Consider the following 15,374-nt stretch of genomic DNA (forward strand, 5'->3'; position numbering starts at 1 on the left):
CATTAATTGATTGGATTAGCTTTCATTTCCTGTCCCATTTTCTCAATGCCATCCAGAATTTGATATCCATAACCCCAGAACTGGCTGAAATCTGTGACATAGATCTGTTTGTTCTTGATTGCGTTCATACTTTGCAGGGCAGGGTTGGCATACAGATTTTGAATCAGTTTATCGATATCCGGTGAACCGGCGTAGGCAGACAAGAGCAGGTAGTCGGGATTCGCTGTGATCAGTTGCTCAACACTTACCTCACCTTGCACTCCATCAAACGTATTTTTCAGCTTCAACAGGCTAAGTGCATCAAGCTGATACGTATCGTTCTGCATGCTGCTTACCGTAATGGTGTCTTCCGTAGCGGGAACGATATAGGCAAAAGTATGATCAGGCTGATCGGCTACACTTGCCTTAATGGCTGCAACACGAGTCTTCAGATTTTCCGTGAATGTTGCGGCATTCTCTTGAACGTCGAAGATCTTTCCAAGTTGTGCAATATCGCTATAGAGGCTTTCGAGTGTGCCTTTGTGATTCGTCGTTTGCAGGAACGTGCGGATATTCAAGTCATTCAATCCATCGACGGTACCCACGCCCCAGTCTGCATCAGCGAACAGGTCGCCCCGTCCGAGAACCAGATCCGGGCTTGCACCTACAACCAGCTCTTTACCTACATAATCCTTGGACAATACCGGGATTTTGGCGAAATCATCAGCCACATCCGGTGTAACGGAACCGTATAGAGCAGCAACACCGACCATTTTATCGGTCAGACCTAATTTGATGAGCATCTCAGCCGCAGACTGGGTATTCGCAACAACACGTTCAGGTGCTTTATCGAATACCTGCACTTTGGGTTTCCACTCGCCACCCTCACCCGAGATCGTGAAATTCTCAATGGTGAGCGGGTACGTCGTTTTATTTGTATTCTCAGCAGGAGCTGAAGTTTCTGTCGTGTTAGTAGGTGAAGTTGTTTCTTCGGCAGGGGAAGAAGTTGAAGCGTTCGAACAGGCTGCAAGTAGCAGTAACAGGAGACTTAGAGCAGCGATGCCAATGGTTCTGGATGTGAATTTCATTAAATGACGAACCCCTTTTCTATGTGTTTTAAATTGACAAAGATAATCATTCTCAATTATAATCCGAGAAAACACATTGTAAATAGCTAAATTTAATTTGTTCTACATTTTACGCGAATTGATGGGGGAAGAGATGGCACAGACGGTTCAGGTTCAGACACAGCGTATGGGGAAAAGAGAGTCTCTGATTCATAGTAAATCCGGGTTTGCTTTACTGATTGCAGCTTTAATCATGATTACGCTTATATCCGTAGGTATTGCAGTTTCCATTGGACAGGTACAAATTCCACTGGCGGAGTCATATCGTATTCTTTTATACAAATTAACGGGATTTCAGTGGGGGACAACACCCATTGAGGCAGGTTCCTTTACCGATATCATTTGGCAGATTCGTTTCCCGCGTGTGCTGATGGCGATGTTTATCGGCGCAGGCTTGGCCTTGTGCGGTGCTGTTATGCAGGCTGCTGTGCAGAATCCACTGGCTGATCCTTACATACTGGGTATATCCTCAGGCGCTTCACTTGGAGCAACCTTTGCAATTCTTATTGGATTCGGTGCGATTGGGTGGCTAGGTCAGACGGGGGTGGCTTTCTGGGCCTTTGCCGGTGCGGTGGGTGCGTCATTACTAGTCCTGACTTTGGCAGGGATTCGGGGGAAAATGACGTCGGTCAAGCTGGTGCTTGCGGGAATGGTGATTAACGCGTTATGCAGCGCTTTTTCGAACTTTATTATTTATTTTGCTAACAATGCTGAAGGCATCAAAACGGTGACATTCTGGACCATGGGTAGCCTAGCGGCTTCCGGATGGAATAAACTTCCACTCGTAGGTATCGTCGTGCTTGTGGCGATTCTATTTTTCCTTTTACAGTCCAGAGTTCTCAATACGATGTTATTGGGGGATGAAGCAGCCGTTACACTGGGCATTAATCTGAGTGTGTACCGCAGGGTGTACATGCTGTTAACCGCTTTGGTGACAGGTGTTATGGTGGCGAGCTGTGGCATGATTGGTTTTGTTGGACTCATTATTCCGCATATTGTCAGAGGTCTCGTGGGTTCCGACCATCGTAAAGTGATGCCTGTATCCGTGCTGTTTGGAGCCATTTTCCTCATCTGGACGGATGTTATTGCACGATCCCTCATATCCAGCGTGGAGTTGCCAATCGGTATTATTACGGCCATGATTGGTGCACCAATGTTTATGTATATGCTGGTCAAAAAAGGCTACGGTTTTGGAGGAAATTAAACATGAAGCTGAACGTAGAAAATGTATCCATCTCTGTGCTGAACACGGACATCATCAAGGATATTTCATTACAGGTGAACGGTAAACAGTTCGTTGGACTGATCGGACCCAATGGTTGTGGCAAGTCAACGCTGCTCAAGAGCATCTATAAAGTGATCAAACCGCAGCAAGGTAAGGTTTTTCTGGATAATACCGATATTCTCAAATCCAGTCCAAAGCTTGTTTCCAGACACATGGGCGTTGTTGGCCAGTTTAATGAATTGAGTTTTGATTTTACAGTACGTGAGATGGTCATGATGGGCCGTACCCCGCACAAAAAAATGCTGGAGACGGATAATGAACGGGATCACGAAATCGTGGAGCAGGCTCTGGAAAAAGTACATCTGACTGGACATGCAGACCGCAATTACGTGTCTCTGTCTGGTGGGGAGAAACAGCGTGTCGTATTGGCGCGTGTCTTGGCACAGCAACCCCAATTCCTGATCCTGGACGAGCCAACGAACCATTTGGACATCAAATACCAACTTCAGATTCTAAATATTGTCCGTGGACTCGGCATTGGCATATTGGCAGCGCTGCATGATCTCGAACTCGCCGCAGCATATTGCGATTATCTCTATGTGGTGAAAAAGGGTCAGATTGTGGTCCATGGTAAACCGGCTGATATTCTGACTCGCGAGATGATTGGTGAGGTGTTCGATGTCGATTGTGAAATCTATACAAATCCGGTTACGGGCGGCTTAGGCATTGCTTACCTGAGTACACGTTGATTGGGACTATATCTTCGTTTGGAGACCTGGAGCAATCTTTCGAAATAATCAATTGAAATGAACATAGACCGTACCTGTTGGAGCGATGTTATTGCATGCTCGCAGGGCCGGTCTTTTGTTTTTAGGTGGGGTAGGGATTAACTATTGAAGCTTAGGATCAACGGGATGAGCATGAGCACCTTTGCTGACTTCTTGAAAAATATCTGAGGAATTATCGCTATGCGTTGAAGACTTGCTGCTGTTGTCTTGTTGGGGGTGTTCTCCCGTTGCTGGACTACTACCTGTAATCGCATAACTTCGTAGGATCTCTTCCAGATCTCCAATCGTTACAGGACGAGCATGTCGTTTCAGGACATAACCAAGTTGACCATTGGGTTCCACCGTCGCCGTCTCCAGATCATCTACACTTGTAATTCCGTGCTGTCGCATATGCATCTCAAGCTGATCCATCGTATAACGCATACGTTTCAGATTCGGGATAATGACCTTTCCGTCCTCTACCACGATTTTGGAACTGCCACTCATTAACCGTTCAAAAATATTAAATTTCAATTGCAGTTGTTCCACTACAAGCAATGTCAAAATGAAGACCGATGCTGATCCAATCGCTTTGCCAAGCTCATGATTTGCGATGGGTTGTACAATCGTTGTTCCGATGGAGATCATGATGACCGTTGTGGCGACACTCATCTGTGAGATCGACTTGCGTCCTGCAATTCGCAGCAGAATCATGCCGATAAGTACAAGTAAAACGGATTTCCATATCCAGTCCATACGTATATTCCTTTCTATTCCAGTATGCGCTTTGTTTCTTAGGCTGTTCTGGAGTTGGAGGAATTATGCAGATGGCTAAATCCATAGCTTTCATTCCGCCCACCAGATCGTTTACAATAGGGTATTGATGAAGTGAACAAAGGAGCGGGTCACAGTGGCAAAACAGAAATATTATGTTGTCTGGGAAGGCAAGAAGCCGGGTGTGTATAACACATGGGCAGATTGCAAAGCGCAGACGGATCATTATACTGGAGCAAAATATAAATCCTATGAGTCCAAAGTAGCCGCAGAAGAAGCGTATCGTGCTGGCTGGAAAGGGAACTGGGGTTCAAGTGCAGGCGGAGCGTCGAAGAAAAATTCAGCTGGTAGCGGAAGAAGTGCTGGCATGGAAACGTCAGAGGAAGTGGATTACGACAGCGTCTCTGTTGATGTGGGCACACGTGGTAACCCCGGACCTGTAGAATACAAAGGAGTAGACACCCGCACCGGTGAGGTTATTTTCTCCGTCGGACCGATCTCCAAAGGCACGAACAATCTGGGCGAATTTTTAGCCATTGTACATGCCCTCGCACATCTTAAGAAAGAAGCCAGTACCAAAACGGTGTATACCGACTCGGTCAATGCCATGAAATGGCTAAAGCAGAAAAAAGTAGCCACAACGTTGCCAAGAGACAACTCCACGGAAGAGATCTGGTTGATGATTGATCGTGCGGAGCAGTGGCTCCAGACGAATACGTACAGCAATAAAGTGCTAAAATGGCAGACCAAGCAGTGGGGCGAAATCAAGGCAGATTACGGCCGGAAGTAGGTATTTATCCGTATTAATTTCATAATACCTTTCGCTGCTTCAATCAAGGCTAGATATAGATAAATACGGTTTAATTTGTCTATATCTAGTTACAAAAATACATTTTTAGTGAGTTATGAAATTGATTTTTCCAAAGGATGCCTCCTTAATTTCTGGTCTATTAGAATCGTTATTTACAATTTCCAGTTTCCGCTCTATAATCATCTGAATATGATTAGTTAAACATATGGAGGAGCCTGTCATCTGCAGGCCCTCTTTATCTTTTTGGTCCATTGATTAGCAAGTCCATTCAATAGAATGGGGTATTTGAGTATATATTGCAGGAGGCAGACATGAGTTCCATTTATAGAAGTGAAGAAGGCAAGAGCAGCATACTTGAAGAGTATGAGATTTATTTGAACGAGTTGGGTGAGGAATTTACTCGGGAGTATGTAGAGACGCGTTTTGGAAAGACACATGTTTTACTGACGGGTCCTCTAGATGGCAAGCCGTTATTTATTCTCCAAGGCGGTAATTGTGTGAATCCGATGACGTTGTCCTGGTTCTCTTCTTTATTTAAAGAATACCGGATTATTGCTCCTGATACGATTGGTCATCCTGGTTATAGTGAGGAAGCGAGTATCTCGACACGGTTTGATAGTTTGGCATTATGGGTATCGGATCTGCTGGATCACTATGATATCGAAAAGAGTGCATTTATCGGCCCATCGTTTGGAGGAGGCATTATTCTCAGACTGGCTACCTATATTCCGGAACGCATCTCGTGTGCTGTATTGGTTGCTCCTGCGGGTCTTGCGGTCAATTCCAAAATTAAAACAGCTCAGGATATCACGTTGCCACTCGTCAAGTATCGTATGACGTCTTCACCATCTTCTTTGCAAAAAATTACGGACAACATGTCGTGCAACTGCATGAAAGAAATGGATAAAAACATTATCGGCAAACTTTTTAAATACGTCAGCATAGATCAGGATCTGCCCAAGCTTACGGAGCGGGAAGAACTGGTGAATTATACGTCACCAACCTTGTTATTGGTAGGAGAGAAGGATGTCTTTTTCCCAGCTGATAAGTGTATTGAGCGAGCTCAAAAGATTATTACGAATGTAGAAGCCATCAAGTATGATACAGGACATTTCCCTTCACAGGACGTATTGGTTCAGATGAACGAGGAAATCGGGCGTTTTTTACAGAATAATTATTAATAAAAACTGTTAATGAAGGATGAGAAATGTTTTTCTCCAGTTTAATAAAGTAATTACATCCATCTGTCGATACTCTATATAAGAGAATGCTTTTCTTCTATAGAATAGTGTGGATAGGGATTAGCAGTAGAACGAAGAAGGCTTGATATCATTAATATTTAAATATTTCGCGTGAAGGTGTTTCAAATTGCATCATTTGGTTTATATGTATAGTTGGCGATGAATTGCTGACTGGTTAAACCAAGTGATGCATTTACGCGGAAAGTCTTCCGATCGACAAGGTTGAAAAGAGGTCTGTTATGAGAAAAGACAATTGTAAAATGACATTGCAGCGCAATGTGATTATAAATGATACATATCAGGTAAGACAGGTATTGGCCAGCAGTGAGTTGGCTATTGTATATGCAGGGCGAGATCGTAACACAGGTGCCAAAGTAGCCATTAAGGAATTTTTCCCACAGAGAATGGCTGAACGGCAGGCAGACAAGCGAGGGGTGTTCTGCTCTTCACGAGGATACGGTGGGCAATATCAGGAGTTACTGGCTGCATTTCTGCTCGAAGGTGAACTATTATCGAAACTGGATCATCCCCATATTGTATCGTATATGGATCATTTTGAAGCGAATGGTACGGGGTATCTGGTTATGGAATACTGCACGGGAATCACATTGACCGAGTATTTGAATGAACATAATCATGCTCTTGATGCTGTTTTCATAACGGAGACGCTGCTTCCACTGGTGGATACATTGGATTACATACATAAGCAAGGCATTCTTCACCGGGATGTGAAACCTTCCAACATTATGGTTATGGAGGATGGTACACCCAAACTTCTGGACTTTGGCTCAGCTACCCGTTGGCCTATGCAATCCGGAGAGAAACAGGTGATATTTACATCGGCAGGTTATTCTCCGCTGGAGTTTTATTCGGAGAAATCTAGTCAAGGACCGATGTCGGACATCTATAGTTTGGCAGCTCTGCTCCATTATTGGACATGTGGGCAACCCCCTATGGACGTGAAACAGCGGTTGTTCCAGGATGAATTGCCATCTGTTCGCTCACATAATGAGTATGTGAATCCTTGGCTCGCTCGTGTTATTCATTGGGGGTTGACGGTTCGTTCTGAGAAACGCTGTGCTTCCTTAGCTTGGGTCAGAAGCTCGCTGCGAGTTCAAGCCTGGGTATGGAAAGTGCGCAAGCCAGGTACAGTGGAATGGTCTTTAGCCGAGAATCAACATACGCAGGTCTATGAAGTGGAGCCGAAGAAGCAACATGAGACGGCGTAAGCAGTCATGACCTATGTTGCTAAAGTAGATACGCTTAAATGAAAGCATAACCGTTAAATAGGTGTAAAATAGAAACAAGCCAGTTCTTACCCGTACATATGGGGCGAACTGGCTTGTTTCTATTATATTTTCAGAGAGAACATACATCAGCGTGCTTCATTTCCACGTAGTTAACACGTAGTTTACTGTGGATCTCCCTTTTGTCCTACATAGATATTGGTACTTGGTTTGATGGCTTTGTAACGAATTTCGATCTCCGTAACACCATCCTCAAACGTGATATACAACTTTTCATTGTACTCCATAGCTTCCGTGTGTCTGCGTTTCACTGGCGTTCGGCCTCGGACAACCGTACAATTCGTATCGTGCCGTACCAATAACGTTTCTTTTTTACCCGCTTCCAGCCAGATTCGTCCCGCTTCTAGTACTTTGACCCCGATGTCCATGCGATCAAACAGTTCACTGAGACTTACTTTTCGGCGTTCCAATGAAGTGAGAGGCCAATTGGTCACTGGTATATCCTCGCCGTTCGCTGTCGCTAGAAAGTATCCTTCCAGTCTTCCCCGGAATACGGGTTTTGGCTTCATTACGAACCAATACAGTGCGAAAATACCACCAGCAAGAAGCAGGCCAAATCCTGTATATAGCAGTACCTTTTCACGTAAAGAATGAATTTGCAACGAAATGTCTGTAGTTATACTTGCTCCCTCAGAATCCGTTGCTGTCACCTTGATCGTTGAACTTCCGGTGTGTAGAGAAGACCATCGCAACAGGTTGCCTTCAATGATGGCATCTCCAAGTTTGCGCTCACTTCCACCGTCTGCAAGGACATACGTTAATGGATCATTATTGGCATCCTTAAAGTAGTTGTTCAGGTCGACATCTGTATTGCTGTCATCTTTGGATAACACCATGGATTCGCCGGTGGCTACGGGTGCTTGATTCGTAATGTCTACTTCAACCGGAGTAATTTCCCGATAAAAGTCCGGACCGTCGATTCGTAGTCCCCATGTGTACAAATCCGACTTGGGAAAAGTGTATTTTCCCGTAAATCCGCTACCTGTATTGGTCAAAGGGATACGTTCTGTTTTTCCATCAGATGGAGTTACAATGAGTTCCGCTTCCAGTCCCTTGTACACATCCAAGTCCTTAATGGGTTTAGGGTCCACAGCCTGATCGTAGAGTGATGCCTCAAATGTGATGCTCTTCCCCTTGACGGGCTGCTCCGTTGCCATATTTGCGACCGCAGAGACGTTGTAGTTCCCTAATAGGTTAATCTTCACCAGATCACCGCTACGGCCTTTGAATTTCAGTTTAAACTGTCCTTTGACCGGACGAATGATCTTCATCAGAGCATATTTATCAGACCGTATGAAGCTGACATTGCTCGATTGATAATAGAGCTGAGCTTCCGAGACAGCATGATCAGATAGCATGATAATGTTGGCATCCGCCATGCTGGAGTTAGGAATATCCACGGTTACTTCCTGCATTGCTCCTGTTGCAGTTACAGCCGCTACAGATACAAGAACGGATTGAATCTGATCTGCAAAAATCCGATTGAAGATTTCAGGCAGATCGTCCGCACTTCCGGTGATAAAGGAAGAACCACCCGTTTCTTTGGCGATACGCTCCAGTTCTGCCGGGTTAACGGTACCGTCGCGGTTTAGTCCCACAGTATAGATGGGATAACCAGCTTGTTGTGCCATCTCAATAACTTTGTCCACATCTTTGGAGGAGTCAGCAGGTGTTCTGCTCGTCGATCCTCGCAAATCCGTTTCTCCGTCAGAGAGCAAAATCATAAATGGTTTACGTTTGTCCGTCTGCGATTGTTCGAGCAGGCTAGCCCCTCGGCGTAAGCCAAGTCCGAGATCTGTATATCCCGAACGTTTTAAGCCATCCACACGGCTACGAAGATTATTGCGAGCTCCAGAGGATGAAATCTCCATCAGTGGTACGGATGAAGTGATCTTGTCATTATAAGCTACGAATCCCAATCGGGTCTTAGGTCCACTACTCATATCCATAAACATATGTATAACTTCTTCGGCAATGCGATCTTTGTCGGTCTCATTCATGGAGTAGCTAACATCCAGGACAAACATGGCATCGAGGCCTTCATACGTCTGGGTCTTGACGGATGATTCAGCGTATATGCTCCCCATGTCCCATGCTGGAATTAAAAAGCTGATTACCAAGATAGAAAAAAATGTTTTTTTGAATTTTGTTAATATCATACGATGCTTTGAATCTCCTTTCTGTTTTGGGCACTGCAATTGTTTTTAGAGGTCAAACTGATTTTTGTTGAAAAACTTTTGTTTCTACTCGACAAAACCCCGTTATGCGTAGTTTTGATAAGCGAAGAATATTGCAACACCGCATACGTTAAGGCGATTTCCTCTTGATTAGGGGGAAAACTCCACTAGTTTTAAATCATTGAACATCATCCAGATTATAGGATATTCTTTATCATCGGCATGATTCGATGGGAAGTGAAGCGGAAATCGGAAATTAGTTCTATAGGTATATCGAAGTCACAAAAATGAGCTTTTAGACCTATATAGGGTAATATTGACAAAACATATCACTGATGATTAAGATGAATTCCATAAATCTCCAAAGCAAACGGCATAATCTGGTACATAAGTTCCAGTCATATGTTGACAGCTCGTTCTATTGGACTTGTGATCGCCTGAGAAGATGATTCTCTTAGATCATGACCAAAGACTGATAGAGCGTGCGGAGTGTCAAAAATTGATGGAGGGGGGGAAGCATTCGCCCGAATGAACCATCATTAGGGGGATGTTGCCTGAATGGATATTATTAATCAAACGAACCGAACGATGCTTTTCGAAGAGATCAATCCTGAGAAAATGGATTTGATTACGATTGTCGGTGACGTAAAAGGGATCGACAGTCTGAATGATGACAAGATCAAGGAGATCAATGAACACCTGCTTGTACGAAGCTTCGATGAGTTTTTGGACAAGTTTTCTCCCAGTGTGTATTCCTTTTTCAATGCGGTAAACCAGAAAGTCATGTATACGCTCAAAAAGCCCGAAGGGATTCCGGATGAAGCAATCTCTGAGATCAAAATTGATCATAGCAATGACTTCCTGAGAATGCTCTTTACCCTGATTGATACCAAACGTAGTCAGGGGATTACGAATGTAGATTTCAAGTTTGAAAATTTGCTGGATATGATTTCACCGAAAAAGGTTATGGATGACATTCGGCAGGTACGAAAAGAAATTCATTACATGTACGGCCAGCATGAGAAGCTGGATGACGGGGACCCGAAGAAGTTGGATATCGGGGATAAACTTAATGTCATGTTTGAAGATGCTAGCCGGAACTATAACAATGTTATGGCAATGCTGCCACTGGCCATCGAAGATATCAAAACCCGCTTGTTGCTGGGCCGTGCTCAAGAAGAAACTTCTTCCGAAGCGATTCAGGTAGGACAACTCACAATTGGTGAGAGCGGAGAATTGAAAATTATCGAAGCTCCAAAGAGTGATAACAACGAGTTGATGCTCCTGGATGAGTCGACAAGCACAGATTTGACTCAGGTGTTTGCCGAAGATTATGATTCACTCTCCGAGGCACCTTCACCGTATGTACAGGATCTGGTCGTTCGTACATTCTGCCCACTGCCTGCAGTTCAGACGGATGTTGATACGGCAGTTGAAGTACAGAATTACAATACATACCTGGAATTTTACAAGAACGCCAAGGATGACTTTGTAAAAACCGTAAAACCGCTGGTAGAGAAAATTTTGGGTGTCAAAATGTTCTTTGATCAATATGCGACCAAAAACAAAGGCATGCTTCCTTCCATGCTGATTGCCAATGCCAAGCTGGATATGCTTGTTAAGAGCAGTAATATTCCGCGGCTGGAGACCTATCTCAACACAGTCAATGCGAAGAATGATTTTACCGACACTATTTGGTTCGGAATTGTTCCTTCCGTTGAACTGGAGAATACGGGACAAGTTCAAGTCAGTCGAGCCCGTTTCCGTGGTAACGAGAAAGTGGTTAAACAAGACGGAAACAGTATGGAATCCCTGTCCATGCTTCTGCAAGTCGTTAAAGACTACAAAGTACAAGTATTCTTTAGCTTTGAATCTGGAGAAGAGACTACATTCAGCAGCATGGCTACTGCGGGCATCGATAAATATATTGATAAATGCGCGGTATTAACTCGCAAAGACTACAGCGAATTCGCCATTCCAAGTGCTCCGAATTTCACCATCATTCCGAAAGAGAAATCGGGTGTCGTTATCGACAGTCGTATGCTCCAGACGGAGAATGGTGTGGAGCTTTCCAAGGAGAAAGAAGACATTCTGAAGCTGTGGATTGAAGGTGTGTATGTCGGTGCGTCTTATGTATCTGCCGGAATTGTGGCTGCATATCAGTGCCCCGAGTATCTACGAGGCGCATTCAAAACCGTGAACCGGGATTATCCAGGTGTGCGTTTTGATATTGAGGCAGGCGATAACAGTCTGCGTGTAGTGACTACGATGACCAAAGAAATTTCCGGATTCACGAACACCATCAAGGATTCGATTAACCGCAAAAACTTTGGATTTATTTTCTCATCGGAGAATGCCCAAATCCAGGATAGCGACATCAAGCGGATCACGGTATACAAAGCGAGAAGCATGGCGATGTCCGAAGATGGTTTTGATTCCTTGTATAAGACACTCGTAAGTACTTACATTGAGCGCTTGCTCCGTTTCCAGACGGGTGATTTCAAGCATGAAAATATCGTCAAATTCTTCAGCAACAATCCGAGCAGTCAGAAGAGCCGGTGGCTGGGAACCCGAGGGTCGATCAATTCGATCATTCAAGAAGGTGACGACATGAGCTTTATCATCGATGAGAAGAGCAATATGTGCCACATTGACCTGGTATTCAACGGCAACGTGAAGAACCTGGAGGTCATGATTACTAAAGGCACCAGCGCGATGAAGGTGTAAGAAACTGGAGTGGGTACAAGTTTTAGAAATGTCTATAATTCTTCAAACAACGAATTATAGACATTGATTTTGGTGTTAGAGGCGGCCTTTATTGGCTGACCTTATACATATATTTCGGTACCTCTCCTCAAATGGAGAGCATGCCGGGCACATTGTTTTTTAATCTTAAGGAGGTTTTTATTAATGGGTTTTGTATTGAAAGTAGAAGGCGCAGAAACAATCGAATTGGGAATGGATAATATCCGCACAGTAGTGTATGACACAGATACACCGGATGATTCCAACGCTAGATCCACAGATGTAGGTGCAACACTTCGCATCAGTGGCAAAATTATTACAGCAACAGACGGTGACAATGCAGATGACACGATGAAACTTGCTCTGTGGTCCCTCGTTCCAGCTGAAAAAGCAGATTGCTACCGTAAAGTGACCCTTGAAGTGGTTGCGGCGGATCAAGTGGTACGCAAAATTTACATGCCTAACGCGTTCGTTGTGGATTACACAGAACGTTTCGGAGATACCGAAGGCGTAGGTGAATTCAGCCTGTTCATCAAACAGAAAAAAGACAAAACGGAATTCACTAAAATTGAAGGCGGCTTCCCTGTATAAAGGGAGAAGCTGATGTTCCGGGTCAGTTATGGCTGGCCCAGAATAATTCTGTCAAGTTAAGGGGCCTTGGTGCCCCTTAATCTTTATTTACGCCCGAATACGGCAGGGAGGCAGGTACGAATACCATGAATGATTATTATGCCGTGCTTGGTGTGGAACGTGAAGCTTCTCCGGAGCAGATCAAGAAGGCTTATCGTCAATTGGCAAAGAAATTTCACCCGGATGTTAATGGGGGAGATGCGCAGGCAGAAATGCGTTTCAAGCAAGTCCATGAGGCCTACAGTACACTCGGAAATCCCGAGTTAAGGGCTGCATACAATCAACAACCTCGATCTACAGGGAACCCAGGAGGGGCAAATGGAGCAACATCCAGTACTGCACGAGAAAAGAGTGGACAAGCCCAAAATGGACCTATGAATACCGAGAAGGTATGGTCTGATCCATCACGAATGCAGGAACAATTTCAACAATTTTTTGGCTATCGCCCCAAAGGCAAGGACAGCTCAAACAGTGGCAAAGCCGATCCCAACAAAGGAATGGATATGTCCGCCATGTTTGACCGATATTTCGGAGTTCGAAAAAAGTAAGCCGGTGGCCTGTAATGGATCGTGCCGGTTCAGGCGGAGGTTATGGAAGTGAAACGAGGAAGATCGGTAATGACGATAGGGGTTGACGCATGCGTCGCCATGATTTCGTTAGCCGTGCTGTATTACATATTCATCATTAACCGGGACATGAGTGCCCAGTGGATAACTGGAATTATTGTGGTCCTCTCCGGGGGAGCATACTTGTTTTTTAAATACTTACCTGCCAGCAAGAGGGAAAAGAAGAAGTTGTCTTCACGTGTTGTGAAACTCGTACTGTTGGACGATGACGGTACAAGTGTGAAGGAATGGTACATTCAGGGTGAGACAAGTGTATTGATCGGAAAAAGTTCGAAGAACAGTGAGGCGGACATTGATTTGTCCGATACTCCATATGCTTCCCTCATCAGTCCGCAACATGCTGTGCTGAACAAAGCCTCGGGCCAATGGTTTATCGAGGATATTGACTCCGCCAGCGGCGTGGGCGTACGTAAGGGAAATCAAAGCAGATCATCCAAATTGGAAATCGAAGAACCCAGCCTGATTGAGGCAGGAGACTTAATTTATATTGCCAATACCCGAATTTTGGTGAAATAACGTTGGCATACCATCATACAAGCTTACGGGGGAATGAAAAGAAATGAGTCTGACAAGATGTGGAAACGGACATATGTTCAGCACGAGACGGCACGGAAACACCTGTCCATATTGTAATCTGGCCGTCGAGTCACCGCCTTCCGGCAATAGTGAAGCAGGGGGAGCAATCCCACGCGCGCCTCGCACGGCAGAGGATGACAGAACGATGCCATACCTGGGAGAAACGACAGGAATTGAACCGGTAACGGGATGGATGGTGTGTATCGAAGGTCCACAGATGGGCCAGGATTATCGGATTATGGCTGAAAAGAACTTTATTGGACGTTCGGAAGAGATGCATGTTCGAATCCTTGGGGATAACACGATTTCAAGGCGCAATCATGCGGTGATTGTATATGATCCCAAAAAACGGAATTTCTATTTGCTGCCCGGCGATGCTTCCGGCCTTGCCTACCATAACAACGAAGCGGTCTATTCTCCGGTGGAACTGGCTGCCTACGACGTCATTCAATTGGGACGCAGTAAATTTATTTTCATCCCATTATGTGGTGTGCATTTTGAATGGGAGCAACAGTGAATACCTTCATGATCTTGTGGAACGACAAGGAGCTAACGCCTTATTGGGTTCTGGCAGCAGGCTGTTTGTCGATCTGGTTGTTGTTATTCGTCCGAAGCCGGATTCCGGTAAGGCAACGTGACGATAGGCCGGTTGGCGTTCAGATCGGGAATGGACAGACCATTGGTGCTCGCAGTGAACAGGATGATTATTTTGCCTGTGCCGTGGAGCCTTATGGTGTGCTTGCGGTACTTGCCGATGGAATTAGCGGATTATCTGGTGGGAAAGTAGCCAGTACCACTGCGGTAGAAACATTTATCCGTGAGTTTGAAGAGTTGGAGCGGTTTCCTGATCCGGAAGAGTTTTGGGATGCTTCTTCCCATGCAGCAAACCAGGCGATTCTTCGTAACTTGCTTGGCGTTCCGGGTGGAACAACGTTGGTATCGGCCATGATCAAGGGCAGAGAGTTATATTGGGGCGCGGTAGGAGACAGTATTTTGGCCGTATTTCGTAAAGGAGAGCTGCTTGCTATCAATCATAAACATACACTGGAAACCCAACTGGAAGAACAGTATATGTCTGGAGAAATATCGGAGCAGGAGGCGTTGGATAATCCGCAGCGCAAAAGGCTGGTCAACTATTTGGGGTACGACCATTTTAAACAAATGGAAATCGCGGACGAGCCGTTTGCACTGCAGCCGGCGGACAAGATTGTGTTATGCAGTGACGGGGTATACAACTCTCTTACTGAGATGGAACTGGAAACTATACTTGCGAAAGACATGTCGCCATTTGATGCAGCTCAGACCATCATTGATTTGATTGAAGAAAAACAGCTCGTGCATCAGGATAATGCCACGATTATCATTTTGGAGCAAGGATGGTAACGGATC

14 protein-coding genes are annotated in these 15,374 nt (G+C 44.9%); 11 read left to right on the forward strand and 3 right to left on the reverse strand.

Annotated elements, in window-relative coordinates; translation table 11 throughout:
• Nucleotides 1-2: 2 nt before the first annotated feature.
• On the reverse strand, nucleotides 3-1,067 hold the full coding sequence (locus tag MHI01_RS27215; RefSeq protein WP_340984587.1) for an ABC transporter substrate-binding protein: 1,065 nt from the start codon (nucleotides 1,065-1,067) through the stop codon (nucleotides 3-5).
• Nucleotides 1,068-1,233: 166 nt separating this feature from the next.
• Here MHI01_RS27215 and MHI01_RS27220 point away from each other — a divergent pair, with 166 nt between their 5' ends.
• Both MHI01_RS27220 and MHI01_RS27225 read left to right on the forward strand, forming a co-directional pair.
• Nucleotides 1,234-2,310: a FecCD family ABC transporter permease gene (locus tag MHI01_RS27220; RefSeq protein ID WP_340984916.1), complete on the forward strand. Its 1,077-nt coding sequence runs from the start codon at nucleotides 1,234-1,236 to the stop codon at nucleotides 2,308-2,310.
• Between the two features lie 2 nt (nucleotides 2,311-2,312).
• Nucleotides 2,313-3,080 carry an ABC transporter ATP-binding protein gene (locus MHI01_RS27225; RefSeq protein ID WP_127545022.1) on the forward strand — a complete coding sequence of 256 codons (768 nt, stop codon included), beginning with the start codon at nucleotides 2,313-2,315 and terminating at the stop codon, nucleotides 3,078-3,080.
• 141 nt (nucleotides 3,081-3,221) lie between these two features.
• Here the strand turns inward: MHI01_RS27225 and MHI01_RS27230 are convergent, their stop codons facing one another.
• Complete coding sequence (locus tag MHI01_RS27230; protein ID WP_282320634.1) at nucleotides 3,222-3,854, reverse strand: DUF421 domain-containing protein; 633 nt, start codon at nucleotides 3,852-3,854, stop codon at nucleotides 3,222-3,224.
• A gap of 154 nt (nucleotides 3,855-4,008) precedes the next feature.
• Here MHI01_RS27230 and rnhA point away from each other — a divergent pair, with 154 nt between their 5' ends.
• The 3 genes from rnhA (at nucleotide 4,009) to MHI01_RS27245 (ending at nucleotide 7,153) form a co-directional block, all read left to right on the forward strand.
• On the forward strand, nucleotides 4,009-4,662 hold the full coding sequence (gene rnhA, locus MHI01_RS27235; RefSeq protein ID WP_340984588.1) for a ribonuclease H: 654 nt from the start codon (nucleotides 4,009-4,011) through the stop codon (nucleotides 4,660-4,662).
• Nucleotides 4,663-4,994: 332 nt separating this feature from the next.
• Nucleotides 4,995-5,864 carry an alpha/beta fold hydrolase gene (locus tag MHI01_RS27240; protein ID WP_036615225.1) on the forward strand — a complete coding sequence of 290 codons (870 nt, stop codon included), beginning with the start codon at nucleotides 4,995-4,997 and terminating at the stop codon, nucleotides 5,862-5,864.
• A 299-nt stretch (nucleotides 5,865-6,163) separates the two neighbouring features.
• Entirely contained in the window at nucleotides 6,164-7,153 is a 990-nt protein-coding gene (locus MHI01_RS27245) for a serine/threonine protein kinase (protein WP_340984590.1), read from the forward strand.
• A gap of 182 nt (nucleotides 7,154-7,335) precedes the next feature.
• On the opposite strand, the gene MHI01_RS27250 is transcribed toward MHI01_RS27245, so the two are convergent.
• Nucleotides 7,336-9,318 (reverse strand): vWA domain-containing protein, encoded by a 1,983-nt coding sequence (locus MHI01_RS27250; protein WP_164783142.1) that lies wholly within the window; start codon nucleotides 9,316-9,318, stop codon nucleotides 7,336-7,338.
• A gap of 648 nt (nucleotides 9,319-9,966) precedes the next feature.
• Between MHI01_RS27250 and MHI01_RS27255 the strand changes: the two genes are divergently transcribed.
• From MHI01_RS27255 to MHI01_RS27280, 6 genes are all read left to right on the forward strand, one after another.
• Nucleotides 9,967-12,135, forward strand: a complete 2,169-nt coding sequence (locus MHI01_RS27255; RefSeq protein ID WP_091013787.1) for a transcriptional regulator — start codon at nucleotides 9,967-9,969, stop codon at nucleotides 12,133-12,135.
• A 183-nt stretch (nucleotides 12,136-12,318) separates the two neighbouring features.
• Entirely contained in the window at nucleotides 12,319-12,744 is a 426-nt protein-coding gene (locus MHI01_RS27260; protein ID WP_056695746.1) for a hypothetical protein, read from the forward strand.
• A gap of 125 nt (nucleotides 12,745-12,869) precedes the next feature.
• Complete coding sequence (locus MHI01_RS27265) at nucleotides 12,870-13,331, forward strand: J domain-containing protein (protein ID WP_282320641.1); 462 nt, start codon at nucleotides 12,870-12,872, stop codon at nucleotides 13,329-13,331.
• A gap of 42 nt (nucleotides 13,332-13,373) precedes the next feature.
• A complete protein-coding gene (locus MHI01_RS27270; RefSeq protein WP_127545040.1) occupies nucleotides 13,374-13,925 on the forward strand; it encodes an FHA domain-containing protein in 552 nt (183 codons plus the stop codon).
• Nucleotides 13,926-13,968: 43 nt separating this feature from the next.
• On the forward strand, nucleotides 13,969-14,502 hold the full coding sequence (locus MHI01_RS27275) for an FHA domain-containing protein (protein ID WP_091013796.1): 534 nt from the start codon (nucleotides 13,969-13,971) through the stop codon (nucleotides 14,500-14,502).
• Nucleotides 14,487-15,368 carry a PP2C family protein-serine/threonine phosphatase gene (locus MHI01_RS27280; RefSeq protein ID WP_228469530.1) on the forward strand — a complete coding sequence of 294 codons (882 nt, stop codon included), beginning with the start codon at nucleotides 14,487-14,489 and terminating at the stop codon, nucleotides 15,366-15,368. Before MHI01_RS27275 ends, MHI01_RS27280 begins: the two co-directional genes overlap by 16 nt.
• Nucleotides 15,369-15,374 lie beyond the last annotated feature (6 nt).

It is taken from the genome of Paenibacillus sp. FSL M7-0656 (genome assembly GCF_038003225.1).
Taxonomy (GTDB): Bacteria; Bacillota; Bacilli; order Paenibacillales; family Paenibacillaceae; genus Paenibacillus; species Paenibacillus amylolyticus.